This is a genomic window from Microcystis sp. LEGE 08355, assembly GCF_015207185.1.
In the GTDB taxonomy this organism is placed as follows: Bacteria; Cyanobacteriota; Cyanobacteriia; order Cyanobacteriales; family Microcystaceae; genus Microcystis; species Microcystis panniformis.
Map to the genome: position 1 here is coordinate 1 of NZ_JADEXI010000045.1, position 15,349 is coordinate 15,349.

General features: G+C 42.5%; 15 protein-coding genes and 1 pseudogene. 11 read left to right on the plus strand and 5 right to left on the minus strand.

Annotation, left to right across the window (positions count from 1 at the left end; genetic code table 11):
• Positions 1–152 precede the first annotated feature (152 nt).
• The 8 genes and pseudogenes from IQ242_RS04065 to IQ242_RS25790 all read left to right on the plus strand — a co-directional run bounded on the left by IQ242_RS04065 (position 153) and on the right by IQ242_RS25790 (position 7,562).
• Positions 153–1,544 carry an NAD-dependent malic enzyme gene (locus tag IQ242_RS04065; protein ID WP_193959117.1) on the plus strand — a complete coding sequence of 464 codons (1,392 nt, stop codon included), beginning with the start codon at positions 153–155 and terminating at the stop codon, positions 1,542–1,544.
• A gap of 31 nt (positions 1,545–1,575) precedes the next feature.
• Positions 1,576–2,310, plus strand: coding sequence for a M15 family metallopeptidase (locus IQ242_RS04070; RefSeq protein ID WP_193959118.1), 735 nt, complete (start codon positions 1,576–1,578; stop codon positions 2,308–2,310).
• A 186-nt stretch (positions 2,311–2,496) separates the two neighbouring features.
• A pseudogene (locus IQ242_RS04075) lies at positions 2,497–5,499 on the plus strand (HEAT repeat domain-containing protein).
• Positions 5,500–5,631: 132 nt separating this feature from the next.
• Positions 5,632–5,895 (plus strand): type II toxin-antitoxin system Phd/YefM family antitoxin, encoded by a 264-nt coding sequence (locus IQ242_RS04080; RefSeq protein ID WP_002750215.1) that lies wholly within the window; start codon positions 5,632–5,634, stop codon positions 5,893–5,895.
• The gene (locus IQ242_RS04085; protein ID WP_002750216.1) at positions 5,895–6,203 is read left to right on the plus strand and encodes a type II toxin-antitoxin system RelE/ParE family toxin; all 309 of its coding nucleotides are present in this window, start codon (positions 5,895–5,897) and stop codon (positions 6,201–6,203) included. The genes IQ242_RS04080 and IQ242_RS04085 overlap by 1 nt, the downstream gene beginning before the upstream one ends.
• Before the next feature lie 48 nt (positions 6,204–6,251).
• Positions 6,252–6,461 carry a hypothetical protein gene (locus tag IQ242_RS04090; RefSeq protein ID WP_072926322.1) on the plus strand — a complete coding sequence of 70 codons (210 nt, stop codon included), beginning with the start codon at positions 6,252–6,254 and terminating at the stop codon, positions 6,459–6,461.
• Between the two features lies 1 nt (position 6,462).
• Positions 6,463–6,972, plus strand: coding sequence for a HEAT repeat domain-containing protein (locus IQ242_RS04095; RefSeq protein ID WP_228020806.1), 510 nt, complete (start codon positions 6,463–6,465; stop codon positions 6,970–6,972).
• A 392-nt stretch (positions 6,973–7,364) separates the two neighbouring features.
• The gene (locus tag IQ242_RS25790; protein ID WP_228020807.1) at positions 7,365–7,562 is read left to right on the plus strand and encodes a hypothetical protein; all 198 of its coding nucleotides are present in this window, start codon (positions 7,365–7,367) and stop codon (positions 7,560–7,562) included.
• 615 nt (positions 7,563–8,177) lie between these two features.
• Here the strand turns inward: IQ242_RS25790 and IQ242_RS04105 are convergent.
• The 4 genes from IQ242_RS04105 to murQ all read right to left on the minus strand — a co-directional run bounded on the left by IQ242_RS04105 (position 8,178) and on the right by murQ (position 11,850).
• Entirely contained in the window at positions 8,178–8,756 is a 579-nt protein-coding gene (locus IQ242_RS04105) for a triacylglycerol lipase (RefSeq protein WP_193959120.1), read from the minus strand.
• Positions 8,757–8,865: 109 nt separating this feature from the next.
• Positions 8,866–9,231, minus strand: a complete 366-nt coding sequence (locus IQ242_RS04110; RefSeq protein WP_193959121.1) for a DUF4164 domain-containing protein — start codon at positions 9,229–9,231, stop codon at positions 8,866–8,868.
• A gap of 180 nt (positions 9,232–9,411) precedes the next feature.
• Positions 9,412–10,902 (minus strand): site-2 protease family protein, encoded by a 1,491-nt coding sequence (locus IQ242_RS04115; RefSeq protein ID WP_193959122.1) that lies wholly within the window; start codon positions 10,900–10,902, stop codon positions 9,412–9,414.
• A 27-nt stretch (positions 10,903–10,929) separates the two neighbouring features.
• Entirely contained in the window at positions 10,930–11,850 is a 921-nt protein-coding gene (murQ, locus tag IQ242_RS04120; RefSeq protein WP_193959123.1) for an N-acetylmuramic acid 6-phosphate etherase, read from the minus strand.
• A 195-nt stretch (positions 11,851–12,045) separates the two neighbouring features.
• Between murQ and rplU the strand changes: the two genes are divergently transcribed.
• The 3 genes from rplU to IQ242_RS04135 all read left to right on the plus strand — a co-directional run bounded on the left by rplU (position 12,046) and on the right by IQ242_RS04135 (position 13,820).
• Positions 12,046–12,435 (plus strand): 50S ribosomal protein L21, encoded by a 390-nt coding sequence (rplU, locus tag IQ242_RS04125; protein ID WP_002765753.1) that lies wholly within the window; start codon positions 12,046–12,048, stop codon positions 12,433–12,435.
• Between the two features lie 34 nt (positions 12,436–12,469).
• Complete coding sequence (gene rpmA / locus IQ242_RS04130; protein WP_002744094.1) at positions 12,470–12,739, plus strand: 50S ribosomal protein L27; 270 nt, start codon at positions 12,470–12,472, stop codon at positions 12,737–12,739.
• Positions 12,740–12,887: 148 nt separating this feature from the next.
• Positions 12,888–13,820 (plus strand): phytanoyl-CoA dioxygenase family protein, encoded by a 933-nt coding sequence (locus tag IQ242_RS04135; RefSeq protein ID WP_193959124.1) that lies wholly within the window; start codon positions 12,888–12,890, stop codon positions 13,818–13,820.
• 430 nt (positions 13,821–14,250) lie between these two features.
• Here IQ242_RS04135 and accA read toward each other — a convergent pair whose 3' ends face one another.
• Positions 14,251–15,240, minus strand: a complete 990-nt coding sequence (accA, locus tag IQ242_RS04140) for an acetyl-CoA carboxylase carboxyl transferase subunit alpha (protein ID WP_193959125.1) — start codon at positions 15,238–15,240, stop codon at positions 14,251–14,253.
• Positions 15,241–15,349 lie beyond the last annotated feature (109 nt).

Sequence of the window (15,349 nt, forward strand, 5' to 3'; positions counted from 1 at the left end):
GAGGTGTGTGTAAGAGACAGACACCCCACACCCCGCTCCCCTGGTGTTAGGCCCACAGAGACCCTAATAGCTAAAGAAACTGCGCGATTAGATACCAAAGTCCCTCACAGATAGAAGATAATCAATATTTATCAGTATTGGAAGCCTTCAGCATGGTTCATTTAACGCCCAATCCTAGCTATAGTTTAAGTCTCAAGATAGAAATCCCCAATCAAGCGGGAACCTTCGCTTCTGTCCTCAATGCGATCGCCGATGTCGGGGGGAATTTAGGGCAAATTTCTCTGATCGAACGCAATTTAAAGATTAGCACCCGCGAGGTGATGGTTGATGCCGCTAGTACCGACCAAGCGGAACAGATTATCGCTGCGGTTAAAGCTCTACCGGATGTTAAACTTCTGAAAGTTTCCGATCGCACCTTCGATCTCCATCGTCGCGGTAAAATCTCCATTGAAAGTCGTATTCCCCTCACCTCCCAAGATGACCTGGCCATGGCCTACACCCCCGGAGTTGGTCGCATCTGCACCGCTATCGCCCACCAACCAGAACAAGTGTATTCATTGACGATCAAGGGTAACACCGTCGCTGTAGTTACCGATGGTAGCGCGGTATTAGGATTAGGAAATCTCGGGCCAGAGGCTGCCCTACCAGTAATGGAAGGGAAAGCGATGTTATTCAAGGAATTCGCCGGAATTGACGCTTTTCCCATCTGTTTAGCCACCCAAGACCCCGAAGAAATCATCGCAACCGTCAAAAGAATCGCTCCGGTTTTTGGGGGTATTAACCTAGAGGATATCGGCGCTCCACGCTGTTTTGAAATCGAGAAACGTCTGCGAGCAGAATTAAATATTCCCGTTTTCCACGATGATCAACACGGTACAGCGATCGTTTCCTTGGCTGCCCTGATTAATGCCCTCAAATTTGTCAAAAAATCGCTTGATACAGTCAAAATCGTCATTAATGGTGCAGGTGCAGCGGGAATCGCCATCGCTACTCTCTTTAAAACCGCAGGAGCTACAGATATAACCCTCTGTGATTCCCTTGGCATCCTCTCCCAACAACGGGACGATTTAACCCCAGAAAAACAAGCTTGGGCCGTGGCCGCCACTGGTAAGCTAGGGGATGCTCTCAAAGGTGCTGATGTCTTCTTGGGGGTGAGCGCACCGGGGGTATTGACTCCCGAAATGGTCAAGGGAATGGCTAAAGATGCGATCGTGTTTGCCATGGCTAATCCGATTCCCGAAATTCAACCGGAATTAATCAATGATTTGGTGGCCGTGGTGGCTACCGGACGCAGTGATTATCCCAATCAGATTAATAACGTTCTCGCTTTCCCCGGATTATTTCGCGGGGCCCTGGACTGTCGCGCTAGGGCAATCACCGATAATATGTATCTGGAAGCGGCCAAAGCGATCGCTTCTCTGATCACTCCTGCTAATCTCGATCGAGAGAATATTATTCCCTCGGTTTTTGATGGTCGTGTAGTTACGGCTGTGGCCGCCGCCGTTCAACACGCTGCTCGTCAAGATGGAGTGGCCGGGGAATAATGTAATTATCGTGCAGGAGGGTAAGTGAACCGTGAAACCGATCGATGATATTCCCGAAGCTTTGCGGGACAGCCAGTACAGAAAAACTACTAATCCTAATGGTCTCATAGCGATCGCAAGCGGTTTACTTGCTCTGGTGGGAACCGGCCTAATTGCCATAGCAGTCTTGAATCGTCCCCCTGCTTCCGTAAAAAAACCGGTTATTAACCCATCACCCCCCATTAAAGCCACTCCTAGCCCCATTGAGAACATTTTAGGTCATTTACCCTATCAAGAGGCCCCAGAGACGGAATTAGCCCCCATTACTGGGGATGGTGCTATGCGTTTAAGGAAACCGGCAGCCAAGGCTTTTATCCAGATGCAGAGTGACGCAAGAAGGTCGGGGGTGATTTTAATGCCGATTTCCGCATTTCGATCGAAAGCAACCCAAGAAAAGCTCTTTTTTGAAGTTAAAAAACAACGCAATCAGGAAACCCGCAAACGAGCAGAAGTGAGCGCACCTCCGGGTTACAGCGAACATCATACCGGTTATGCGATCGATATTGGCGATGGTCACGCTCCCGCCACAAATTTAAGTAGCAGTTTTGCCAATACTGCCGCTTTTCGTTGGTTGCAAAATAACGCTGCCCAGTATAGTTTCGAGTTATCTTTCCCCGAAAATAATCCCCAGGGTATTAATTATGAACCTTGGCACTGGCGTTTTGTCGGGGATAGTCACAGTTTAGAAACTTTTTATAAAGCCCAACAATTAGGAAAACAAAAATAAGATAACCTCTACTCCGATTCTATCTTGTAAGTCATGAACAAATCTTCTTAGCCTACAATTAAAAATAAGCAAGGTAGGGTTGATTCATAGTAGGGTTGATTCATGAATCAACCCTACCCCTGCTAGGGGTTGGGGGGTTGCCTTTTTCCTCGTCTCAACAGGTAATTTAAATACTTGACAGCATCAATGATTGACTGGACTCCCTATCTCAAATCAATCTCGGAAAAGTACGCCCAGTGGGAGACATTTTACACCCTCACGGACGTAGAGGGAAAAACACGCCCAGCGAAAACTGAACCTTTGCTAAAGGATTTGTGGGTACAGACGATTGAAAAAGAACCACAAAACCCACAAGAAAGACCAGAAAGACCAGAAAAAAACGAAAGATTCACAGTTTTAGAAGGTTTACGCAAGTATGCGGCTAATCACGTTCTTTTAAAAGGTCGTCCCGGTTCAGGAAAATCGACCGCTTTAGCCAGATTATTATTAGAAGAATCTGTAGGAGCGCAAAGCTTGCGCCTAAATCAACAAAATCAAGCTAAAATCATTCAAATTCCCATTCTCATCGAATTACGCTTGTATGAAACCTCAATTCTTGATTTAATTTTACAATTCCTGAAACGCCATAAATTAATTATTGATAGTAATACCCTAGAAAGTTGGCTGTTAGAAAATCAGAATTTTAGACCATTATTATTATTTGATGGTATCAATGAATTGCCCTCGGAAGCTGCGCGACAGAATTTAAAAAACTTTCGCCAGCAGTATGCAGAAATTTCGATGATTTTCACGACAAGGGATTTAGGCAGCGACGACTTAGATATTGAAAAAAAGCTGGAAATGCTCCCCCTGACTGAACCACAGATGCAGGATTTTGTCAAGGCTTATTTGCCTGAAAAAGGCGAAGAAATGCTTAAACAGTTGGGAAATCGTCTCAAGGAATTGGCAGAAACTCCTCTACTTTTGTGGATGCTTTGTTCAGTTTTTGATAATAATGAAAACAAAATTCCTGCTAATTTAGGCTTAGTTTTCCAGATTTTTACAGGAATTTATGACAAGAAATTAAAAGCAGATGTTCCTACTTACCAAGAATCGCGAGATTGGTGGCGAGAATTGCTGCAAGTGTTAGCTTGGAAAATGACCCAAGGGGAGTCAAAAACCGAGATTCAGGTGGCTATTTCCCGAACAGAAGCAGAGGAAGAATTAAGCAAATTTATCAAAAATAAAGGATTCCCAGAATATTACAGTAAGCAGTGGTTAAAGGATTTACTGAAATATCATCTAATTCACCTAGAAGGTAATGATAAAATTGCTTTTCGCCACCAACTGATTCAAGAATATTACACGGCTGAGGAATTAAAGAAAAAGTTACCCCATCTGAGTGATGAGCAGTTACAGTGGGACTATTTAAATTATCTCAAATGGACGGAACCTGTGGCGTTGCTGTTGGGGTTATTGGATAATGAAACCCAAGCAAAACGGGTGGTTAAATTAGGTTTAGAGATTGATTTAAAATTAGGAGCGAGGTTAGCAGGAGAAGTCAACTTTAAGTTTCAAAAGCAGACAGTGGGGTTAGTGCTTGGGTTGGATGTGCCGAAACAGTTTAAGGTGGAGTTATTGGGATTAACAAAGTCTAATCAAGTTGTTAATGAGTTACTCAAGGCTTTAAAAGACTCTGATGGGGTTGTTCGTAGGAACGCAGTCGAGGCTTTGGGTAAGATTGGCACAGAAACAGCCATTGCGGGATTACTCAAGGCTTTAGAAGACTCTAATAAAGATGTTCGTGAGTACGCAGCATACGCTTTGGGTAAAATTGGCTCAGAAACAGCCATTGCGGGATTACTCAAGGCTTTAAAAGATTCTGATAAAGATGTTCGTAGCAACGCAGTCGTGGCTTTGTGTAAAATTGGCTCAGAAACAGCCATTCCGGGGTTACTCAAGGCTTTAGAAGACTCTGATGAGGATGTTCGTGGGAACGCAGTCTGGGTTTTGGGTAATATTGGCTCGGAAACAGCTATTCCGCGATTACTCAAGGCTTTGGAAGACTCTGATGGGTATGTTCGTAGCAACGCAGCCGAGGCTTTGGGTAAAATTAGCTCAGAAACAGCCATTCCGGGATTACTCAAGGCTTTAGAACACTCTGATGTGTATGTTCGTTGGAAGGCAGCCGAGGCTTTGGGTAAAATTAGCTCAGAAACAGCCATTCCGGGATTACTCAAGGCTTTAGAACACTCTGATGTGTATGTTCGTTGGAAGGCAGCCGAGGCTTTGGGTAAAATTGGCTCAGAAACAGCGATTCCGGTGTTACTCAAGGCTTTAGAACACTTTGATGGGTTTGTTCGTAGGAAGGCAGCCGCGGCTTTGGGTAAGATTGGTTCAGAAACAGCGATTCCGGGATTACTCAAGGCTTTAGAAGACTCTGATAGGTTTGTTCGTTGGAAGGCAGCCGAGGCTTTGGGTAAAATTGGCTCAGAAGCGGCGATGACTGAACTTATCAAATGCCTGAAAAATCCTGATTTTGTCACATTAAATAATGGCTATACTCTCTCTCAAGCTAGAGAAGCACTAGACACAATTCAAAACAAACTTAAATACTATCACCCCCTCTCCCAACCCATGAATCAACAAGTTTACATCTCCTACAACTGGCAAGAAGACAGCAACGAAATGGCTAATCAACTCGTCCAAGCTTTTGACGCTAAAGGAATTGAGATTATTCGGGATAAAACCCACACCAGCTATAAAGACTCCATCAAAAACTTTATGCGGCAAATTGGACGGGGGAAATGTGTCGTCGCCGTCATCAGCGATAGATACTTAAAATCAGAAAACTGTATGTTTTAATTAGTAGAAATTGCCAGAAATGGTGACTTTTATCAAAGAATATTCCCGATTATTTTACCAGATGCCAGAATTTATAAAGACTTCGAGCGCATAGACTACCTGAAATATTGGGAAGACGAAAAAGCAAAACTACAAGCCAAATACAAACAAATTGATTTAGCTAAAACTAATAGTATCCTAGAGACAGTAAACTTATATGATGAAATCAGGAGCAATATTGATAATCTAACCAACATTCTTAAGGATATGAATACTCTCAATATCGACTTACACCGCCAATCGGAATTTGCGGCTATGATTCAAAAAGTAGAAACTAAACTTGCAGAGGATGGTCAAAATATTTAACTAAATCCCAGAATGATTGTTTTAAAAGATAAAGGCTAAAGGTGATATTCCTGACTATACCCAATTTGTTCTCTGTAACTCATTTGACCGATAACTGCTATAATCATTAGTTGATAACTGTTAATTGCTGACATGACTAAATATCTAAACATTACTGAAACAGGACAAAAGCTGGTTGAATGGTCTGAGCAAATGACTGACGAACCTATTATTATTACCAAAGAAGGTCAACCCATTATGGTTGCCCTGAATTACGCTCAAATTGAATCTTGGTTAGAAACTCTTGATATTTTACAAGACAAAGAGTTTGCCGAAATCCTATCTGAAGCGATTCAACAGGATCAATCAGGACAAAGAATTACTTGGGAAGATGCTAAAAAACAACTGGGTTGGTAATGGAATATCAAATACAATTAATTCCTCTTGCTTTAAGCTTTTTATCTAAAATTACCGATAAACGCATTCAGCAAGAAATTCGCAAACGGATTGAAAAGCTAAAAATTGAACCGGATAAACAAGGTAAAGCCCTTTCAGGTAAACTTAAAGGATATCGTAGCGTTAGGGCAGTTGGTCAAAGATATCGGATTGTCTATCGTGTTGAAGAAGCTCAAATTATTGTTATTGTTATTGGAGTTGGAATTCGTAAACAAGGTGATAAGAAAGATATTTATGCCCTTCTTGAAAAATTAATTAATAATGAATAAAATATGGGTTATGACAGAACTGCTAAACCAATAGGTTCTTGCTGAATCGTGAGATATACACCTATTACTTTTTCAGAGATAGCCAGTTTTGGAGAGGATAGTCACAATATTCCTGCTTCTTCTGAAAAAAACGCATCCCTATCATCTACTACCTATGATTTAAGAGGAGCTACCATTGGTAATTTAGCTCATAATGTGCAAGGAAGCCAACAGAATTATCCCCAGCAAACTAATAACAATAACCCAGAGGAAAAATAACATGGTTCAGCAACTTAATAACACCCAAATCGCCATCAATACTTTATTGAATAAAATCAACGATTCTCTCCCCCAGATCCGCGCTAAAGCTGCCGAAGCCTTGGGCAAAATTGGCAATAGCAGCCTTGCCGATACCTTAGTATCCCATTTAATAGGAGAAAATGATCTTAATGTTCGCCTAAATCTGATTCGAGCTTTAGGAGAAATTGGCAATGAATCCGCAATTCCTTATCTAGCTTCCTGCTTATCTGATACTAATCCCGATATTCGGATAATCACGGCGGAATCTCTCGGAAAAATTGGTGGTGAAAAAGCAATATCCTATCTCATTCAATCCCTACAAGATACGGAAGTAAAAGTTCGTGTCACAGCCACAATTGCTTTAGGTGAAATTGGACTAGAAGATGTTATTCCTGATCTAGTAAATGTTTGTTACGATGAAGATGATAGCGTTCGTTTCAGTGCTGTTGATGCCCTCGGCAAAATTGGCTCTCGTTATGCAGTAAACTGATATGAAATTGAGTACAGAATCCCTCGATTTAATTATCAGAACTCTTGCCAAAAGACTATTCACAGACAAGAACCCAAGTATTCGGATTAAAGCCGCTCAATCCTTATTTTGATCCCCCTAAATCCCCCTTTTCAAGGGGGAATTGAATTCGACGTATCGCTTTCATTCAGAGAAATGTTCTCAGTTTTGCCATTATGGATGCTATAATTAGGGCTTGCTGAATAAATGTGAAATGTAGGCAAGATAGGGGTTTTGTGGCTTTTCTTGCGAAACAGGTGCAAGATTTTGAGAGAATCGTGCTTCAAAACCTTGCGTCTTCATCGGCCCGCGTCCTGTAGGGGCGAAGCATTCGGGCAATAACCTATCGGTGAAACCGGAGATTTTCTATCCGAATGCTTCGCCCGTACTTTTTGCCGCAAACCCTAATTCTCATCAGTAATCTTCAATCTTTTAATCCTATGTCAGAAACTCCTAAATATGACCTTCGTGGAGCAAATATTGCTAACTTTGCCGATACGGTGCAAGGAGATCAAAAAGCCGTTCAACATAATTACGCCACACCCCAAAATTTAGCCGAAGCCGCCGAATAAATCCAACAACTTATCAGCCAACTTGCCCAAACTTATCCCACTAATACCGAAATTGAAAAACAAACTTTTGTCGCACAAGTTGACGCAGAAATCAAGAAAAATTCTCGCCTAAGAAGCATTTTAATCACGGGAGGAATTGAATTAATTAAAGTCCTCTGTCCTCCCCTCGGTATTCCCATTGAAATGGGTAAACAATGGCTAAAAACTGCCAATTTAGGTGATTAAACCTAGAGGTTTAATAATCTTTTAATGATAGAAATCCCGAAGTCCGCCGCTGATGGCTTTTATTTTTGAATTAGCACAATTATAACCATAAGTCAAGCTTTTTTGATGATAATTAGGGTTTGCTGAATAAATTTGAAATGTAGGCAAAGTAAAGGTTTTGGGGCTTTTCTCGCTCCCACAGGTGCAAGATTTTGAGAGCATCGTCGTTCAAAACCTTGCGTCTTCATCGGCCTGCGTCCTGTAGGGGCGAAGCATTCGGACAATAACCTATCGGTGAAAAGGTAGATTTTCTATCCGAATGCTTCGCCCGTACTTATTCAGCAAACCCTAATTAACTTTTTTGTTGGTGATATTTTGACCTTGTTCTGGTATTGGAGAGAACCAGCATTTCTATTCTAATAAAGTCTCTTTAATTGTTGTTAAAACTTTGCTATCTTTGACCATCCAAGCATGAAGCAATACAGGAATGGAAATTTCTTTACCTACCGATAAACGGGAACTATGGGCAGGAAATATCATTAAATCGTAGGGAGTCCAGATAATTGTGGTTTTAATTTTATTTAAAATTTGTTGACAATCTTGATTTAAATCCTCTAGAAATTGACTCCCCGGCTGCATTTGTATAATCCCATCTAAGGGTAAACTATACGCGGTTAACGTGCCTCGATTCGGAGCAGAAATATTTAGGTAACGTTGCACTCTTGCCACTCCTCCCAATCTTTGCAGGTAGTAGCGGGTAATTAATCCTCCCATACTAAACCCAATCAGATCTACTTTCTGCTCTTTAGCAAAGTTTTTCTCGATATAATTCTCCACCTGACCGGCTAAAACTTCTAACTTTTTGTAACCATGATTGGGAATTAGATTAAAACTATGCACCTGCCAACCATGATAGTTTAAATACTCGCTCATCGGTTTAAAAACAGCAGTAGTGTCCAGAAAACCATGCACCAAAACAACGGGATTCATAGATGAGATTTTATCCTTGAATTCTGAATCTATTCTAACGGATGATCGGGGTAATGAGCGAAAAATTTTGGGGAAGAGCCTATCTACTAGGTACGGCTACCGGCAACTTCTAAGGATTAGGGAAAAAACCAAAAAGTTTAGCGGCACCTCCTAAAATAGCGACCACCAATGCTATCAGAATCCCTCGATTGGTGAATTCCTGATAGGCAACCCTTGCAGTTAATCCATTGATTTTTTCGTCTAAAGCTTTAATATCTCCCTTGAGTTCGGCCTGTCCTATTTCTACTTTAGTTAACCGGTCTTCTACCTTGTCAAATCTCTCATCAATACGTTTTTCCAGAGAGTCGATTTTCTCGTCAATACGTTTTTCCAGAGAGTCGATTTTCTCGTCAAGGCGTTTTTCTAGAGAGTCGATTTTCCCCTCAATCCTTGTCAGGACAGCTTCTAGGGAATAAGTGACAGTTTCGTTAGACATTTTGAGCAACTCCAAAAGTCAAATCTTTAGGGGTAAATGCTGGAGGCTATATTTTACGGAAAAATCAGGGGTCTATAGGCGGACACGGATTCCCATTATAAGAAAATTATAAGTCAAGACTTGAGTTTTTGTCAAGCTTTTTTTTGACGGCAATCAATGGCAAGAATTTCGGGGAAGTATTTAGCCACCGATGCCTAACCGTCCCGCTAAACTAGGGCTTAAAGGAATCAGAGTCGCTAACATTAAAAAGAGCAGTAATAAACCCCAACCGGCGCGGGTGTCATCAGGTTCGGTTAACTCGTTTAAACTCGGTCTTTCCAACTCTCTTTGTAAAAAAGCGACTAAAATTGTCCAATAGAGAGGAATGGGATTGCTAGAATTAACTAAGGAAATAATGCCCAAAATGACCAAAGTGGCCACAGTGGTGCGGCGGGCAATTTTGCGACCATAAATAGCCTGAACAATTCTGCCACCATCTAACTGTCCGGCGGGCAGTAAATTAAGGGCAGTAATCACCAATCCTAACCAACCGATAACAGTTAAAGGATGGACGGAGATAACGGCATTTTGTAACTCGTCGCCCAAAACTATCCGCGCTAAAGAACCCACTAAAATTGAACTTTGTAAAAAGTTACTAGGGATTTGAAAAAGGCTGGCAGAATTAGATAAAGTCAGTCCAACGATTAACAAGATTAAAGAAACCAAACCTCCCAAAGCAGGACCAGCAAAAGCTATATCAAATAGGACACTGCGGTTAGGTAATAAAGATTCAAAACGAGTAATCGCCCCAAAAGAACCAATCTGCCAAGTGGGAAGAAAATAGGGTAAACTGAGACGAACATTATGGCGTTTAGCGATAATTAGATGACCGATTTCGTGGGCAATTAATACCGACCATAAACCCAAACTCAGGGGAATTGCTTCTCGATATCTCTGCCAATTACCAAACAAATCAAAACCTAATAGAATTCCAGCTGCTTCTAAGCTAGTGACAATGGTGGCTACTAACAAAACTAAAGAGAGATTTTTTTGAGCAAGAGTGGCAGGACTAGGATCGTTAGTTTTGGGAAGGATAATTACCACCGGTTTTTCCTCGGTTCCTTCCACCAGAAATAAACGATATTTATCGCCAAAATGATTACTTAATTTCTGGGTTAAGCGCGAGTGAACTAGAGCCGGTTCTCCCCGTAAATTGCCTTTAAAAATCGCCCCTTCCTGAAAAGAGATAGTTTCGGTGGCAAAAAAAGTATCTATACCAAAAATACTCTGAATAACTTTTAAATCCTGTTCGGAAATTGGCATCACATCCGGCACAATTGCTGTCACCGCTGCCGGGATTTCTAGAGGAGTAACGGACTGGCTGACTGCTGGGTTAACTTTCGGTTCAATTATCTGATTGGTTTTCAGTAAGCGTAAACGGTTGCCCAAATAAATATAGATAATGGTGGAAGCAACCAGTAAAAAGAGAATTACCGCTAGATTGAGATAAATTCCCGCCGCAAATAGCCCGAAAAAAATTAACCAAGGAGCAATTAGTACCAAGGATTGTAACCAAGGTAAAATTCCCAGTTGGCCGTAGGGTTTAGCCCGATAAAAACTCCAAGTCAAGATAGCACCAGCGACGAGGAAAATAACAGCGATCGCAGCAATTTCCGAAGAAATATTAACCATAGGAAAGTCAAAATCAATAGGTTTTTATCAATCAATTTGATTATAAGCTTGCAGAGCGGCCCGTAATTGACCCCGATGTTTTTGTAACAATTCTTGTCCTGCATCCGCCGAAAGTCCCGTTTTCTGCATTAACAAAGCCAGTTTAACCCGGCGGCCACTTTTTTCCAGTAAAATAGCCGCTTCCTCGCGACTAACATCGGTAAGGTTACAGATAATTCGCAGGGCGCGGTCATGGAGTTTATGATTAGTAACTGCCACATCGACCATCTGGTTGCCGTAAACCTTGCCTAACATGACCATTGTCCCTGTGGAAAGGATATTTAAAGCCATTTTCGTCACCGTTCCCGCTTTCAGACGGGTGGAGCCGGCCAGAAGTTCAGGTCCGGTCAATAAGCGGATATCCACATCCACAGGAATCTCCACTTGTTCGGCGGGGACACAACTAATGGCAATCGTCGTCGCACCTCGCTGTTTTGCCGCCTGTAAAGCCCCGTGAACGTAGGGGGTTGTACCCCCGGCGGTAATCCCCACTACCACGTCTAATTCGTGAATTTCTCGCTGGGCAATAATCGCCGCCCCATCTTCCGCTTTATCCTCCAAATCTTCGGAACTACGCACCAGTGCCGCCGCTCCACCGGCAATAATTCCCTGTACCAATTCCGGGGGAGTGCAGAAGGTGGGAGGACATTCGGCCGCGTCCAAAACCCCCAGCCGGCCACTGGTTCCCGCCCCAATGTAAAAGAGTCTGCCACCTTTAGCCAGAGCTTGACCGGTCAGGGAGATCGCTAGGGCCAATTCTTGCCGGGCCATGGCGATCGCTTTTAGGGTTTGGGCATCCTCGCGATTGAAGAGATCCACCAATTCGAGCGGGTTTAATTGGTCTAAATTTAGGCTGTTTGGGTTAATTTGTTCGGTTAACAGGTGTCCTCTGCTTTCCCACTGTTCCATAACGGTTTAATTGAGTTTTTCGTAAGATTATTTTCAGTATATAGCCAATCGGTGGGTAAAAAGCTTGACAATCGCCCCCCGAATATTAGACAATAGTAAATTGTGTCAATTCCTGCTCGGATCAGGTGAAGACATTAGGACAAAAGCTGGAATTTTTTTCAGCTACCTGTACGGCAAAACGAGCGCAGAAAATTTATGAGTTACGCGATTATTGAGACCGGTGGCAAACAGATTCGGGTGGAACCCGGTCGCTATTACGATATTGAACTTCTTCCCGTCGATGAACAAAGTACCCATACCATCGACAAAGTGCTATTAATCCATGATGAGGATGATATTAGCATCGGTCAGCCCTTTATCGAAGGGGCCACCGTCGAAGGGACTGTCATACAACATCGTCGGGGCAAAAAAGTTATTGTCTATAAAATGCGCCCGAAAAAGAAAACCCGTAAAAAACGCGGTCATCGTCAAGAAATTACCCGTTTTATGATTGATTCAATCAATTATAACGGTAAAACCCTAGTCGCCACTGCTGCTACCTCCGGCGCTGAAGTTGTGGAAGATAGTAGCGACGAAGAAGAATAACTTTTACAATCAAAAAAGCATTTGGAGAGAAATTATGGCTCATAAGAAAGGTACGGGTAGTACCCGCAACGGACGCGATTCTCGTTCCCAACGCCTAGGCGTTAAGCGCTACGGTGGTCAAGTGGTAAAAGCGGGAAATATTCTCATCCGTCAACGGGGTACTAAAGTTCACCCGGGTAAAAATGTTGGTCGTGGTGGCGATGATACTTTATTCGCTTTAATTGATGGTGTGGTCAAATTTGAATACAAGGATAAAAGTCGCCGTCAAGTTAGCGTTTATCCTGCTGAAGTTAGCGCCAGTTAATCCCATCAACCCTGATTAATTTTTTCCCTGTCACCTCCTAATTAATACTAGGGGGTTTTTTCAGATAATTTAGAGCTGTTGACAGGGTAGATCGATCGCTCATAGATTAGATATAGTCCGAAAGTAGCTCGGAAAAGATGAACTGAGTATGATTCTTAAAATTGCCGATATCTTAAAAAATTTGCCCTGGTCTTTCGATTCTACTGCCGAATTACCCTGGTTAGATCGATCGCGAGCGGAAAAATCCCTGCAAAAAGCTCGTCAACAACGGCGAATGTCCGAACGAGAATATCAACTCCTTGACCATTGGCGAGAATTGGGTTATTGTGTTGTCAAAGATTTAATTCCCGCAACGGCGATCGATAATTTAGTAGCGGAATTAGCCGATTTATTTTTCCTGGAATCGGCTATCCCTGGATTAAGAATTGAAGGCATTCAAGCAGAAAATCTACCGGCGAGTTTGAGTCACGAGCAAGTTTTAGCCCTAGATATGGAGCAAAGAAAAGCCTTAGTTAATTCTATTTGGCGACTCCATGCCTTTCATGAGATTTCCCCCGCTGCTCGAGCAATTTTTGACAATCAAAATCTGAGAGATTTAGTTAATTTAATTATTGGCAAATCCTGCGAACCGAGATATTCCATCAACTTCCTGCACGGTACAGAGCAAGGGCTGCACGAGGATATGGCAGTTTTTTATGTTCATCCTGCTAATCATTTAGTTGGTGTTTGGATTGCCTTGGAAGATATTTCCGCCGATGCTGGCCCGCTAATTTTTTATCCTAAATCTCATAAAAATATCAAAGTAACTGACTTTTTTCCAGACTATCCCGCCGTCAATCTTAAAAATATTACGGCCGCTCAAATTCCCCAATACCAAGATTATGTTAACCAGCGCGCCCAGAATTATGACTGTCAATCATTTACTGCTAAAAAAGGAGAGATTCTTCTCTGGCACGGAATGTTAATTCATGGTGGTGGGAAGATTAATAATAACCTGCTAACCCGTAAATCGATGGTCATTCATTTTATTGTCGAGGGTGGCGATTACAACGATCGGGCTTTGGGACCTTTTAATTGGTAAGATTAATTTACCACTAATAACTCGGAAATAATCGGACTAATTAGGGTTTGCTTAATAAATATAAAAACCTTGTTGGATAAGAATTTTAGACTTTTTTGACCTCAAAAAGTGCCAGCCTTTGGAGGGATCTGGGGGGAGAATTAGGCACTTTTTCCCTGAAACTTAGGTAATTGACCACCTGAAAATGGGTAAAACCCCACACCCCACCCCCACGAAAAACTTTTTCAGCAGACCCTAATTAGGGCTGACTGAATAAAGGTAAAATATAGACGAGGTAAGGGGTTTGGGGCTTTTTTGCGAAGCAGGTGCAAGATTTTGAAAGTAGGGGCGAAGCATTGGGGAAATAACCTATCGCTGAAACCGTAGATTTCCTATCCGAATGCTTCTACTTTTTAAACAGAATTTACCATAACTGATCACTGCTCACTGATTAAGCTGTAGCTTCTAAAAATACGCCTAAATTGCGGAATTTTTGATAACGAGATTCGCGCCGTTGTTGGGGAGTTAACAAAGATAAAGCCTCTAAATTTTCACTAATAGCGACTTTTAAATTGGCTGCCGCTTTAATCGGATCAGCATGGGCCCCTCTGGAGGGTTCAGGAACGATCTGATCGATAATATTTAACTCTTTTAAATCTTTTGAGGTAATTTTGAGGGCAACTGCTGCTTTATCGGATTTTTTGGCATCTTTCCAGAGAATGGCGGCACAAGCTTCGGGAGTCGCCACGGTATAGACAGAATGCTCTAACATTAATAGGCGATCGCCGACCCCAATGCCCAAAGCACCGCCGGAACCACCTTCGCCAATAACAGTACAAATGATCGGCACATCTAAACGGAACATCTCCCGGAGGTTATAGGCGATCGCTTCCCCTTGACCTAATTTTTCCGCTTCCACCCCCGCCCAGGCGCCGGGGGTATCAATAAACGTTAAAATTGGCTGATTAAACTGATGGGCGTGTTCCATTAAACGCATGGCTTTACGATAACCCCCGGGGGCAGCCATGCCGAAATTTCTAGCCACATTATCCTTAGTATCCCGGCCTTTTTGATGCCCGATAATCACCACGGGACGACCGTTAAAACGGGCAACACCACCCACAAGAGCGGGATCGTCGTAACCACCGCGATCACCGTGTAACTCGAACCATTCATCGGTGATTGCCTGAATATAGTCTAGGGTACTGGGGCGCCGGGGATGACGGGCTAATTGTAGCCTTTGGGAAGGGGTGAGATTGCTAAAAATCTCACGACGTAATTGATTAGCTCGTTCGTCTAGTTGACTAATTTGTTCCGAGACATCCACGCCATTTTCTTGGGCTAATTCTTTAATTTGTTCGATGCGGGATTCTAATTCGTAGAGGGGTTTTTCAAAATCTAGGAGAAAAATCTTTTTCTCGGTAGTCTCGTTTTTGGTCATAGGTTAGTGGCTAGAAATTTACTTGGAGCTAAGTAGTTAGGCGTTAAAAATTATCAAATACCCCCCTTATCAAGGGGGGATTAAGGGGGGATTAAGGGGGGATCGGCAC

What these genes read in the sequence shown, in the direction of transcription:
- IQ242_RS04110 (WP_193959121.1), bottom strand. Translation starts at nt 9,231, where the DNA reads ATGTCTAACGAAACTGTCACTTATTCCCTAGAAGCTGTCCTGACAAGG.
- accA (WP_193959125.1), bottom strand. Translation starts at nt 15,240, where the DNA reads ATGACCAAAAACGAGACTACCGAGAAAAAGATTTTTCTCCTAGATTTT.
- IQ242_RS04135 (WP_193959124.1), top strand. Translation starts at nt 12,888, where the DNA reads ATGATTCTTAAAATTGCCGATATCTTAAAAAATTTGCCCTGGTCTTTC.
- rpmA (WP_002744094.1), top strand. Translation starts at nt 12,470, where the DNA reads ATGGCTCATAAGAAAGGTACGGGTAGTACCCGCAACGGACGCGATTCT.
- IQ242_RS04065 (WP_193959117.1), top strand. Translation starts at nt 153, where the DNA reads ATGGTTCATTTAACGCCCAATCCTAGCTATAGTTTAAGTCTCAAGATA.
- IQ242_RS04080 (WP_002750215.1), top strand. Translation starts at nt 5,632, where the DNA reads ATGACTAAATATCTAAACATTACTGAAACAGGACAAAAGCTGGTTGAA.
- rplU (WP_002765753.1), top strand. Translation starts at nt 12,046, where the DNA reads ATGAGTTACGCGATTATTGAGACCGGTGGCAAACAGATTCGGGTGGAA.
- IQ242_RS04115 (WP_193959122.1), bottom strand. Translation starts at nt 10,902, where the DNA reads ATGGTTAATATTTCTTCGGAAATTGCTGCGATCGCTGTTATTTTCCTC.
- IQ242_RS25790 (WP_228020807.1), top strand. Translation starts at nt 7,365, where the DNA reads ATGCTTCGCCCGTACTTTTTGCCGCAAACCCTAATTCTCATCAGTAAT.
- IQ242_RS04095 (WP_228020806.1), top strand. Translation starts at nt 6,463, where the DNA reads ATGGTTCAGCAACTTAATAACACCCAAATCGCCATCAATACTTTATTG.
- murQ (WP_193959123.1), bottom strand. Translation starts at nt 11,850, where the DNA reads ATGGAACAGTGGGAAAGCAGAGGACACCTGTTAACCGAACAAATTAAC.
- IQ242_RS04085 (WP_002750216.1), top strand. Translation starts at nt 5,895, where the DNA reads ATGGAATATCAAATACAATTAATTCCTCTTGCTTTAAGCTTTTTATCT.
- IQ242_RS04105 (WP_193959120.1), bottom strand. Translation starts at nt 8,756, where the DNA reads ATGAATCCCGTTGTTTTGGTGCATGGTTTTCTGGACACTACTGCTGTT.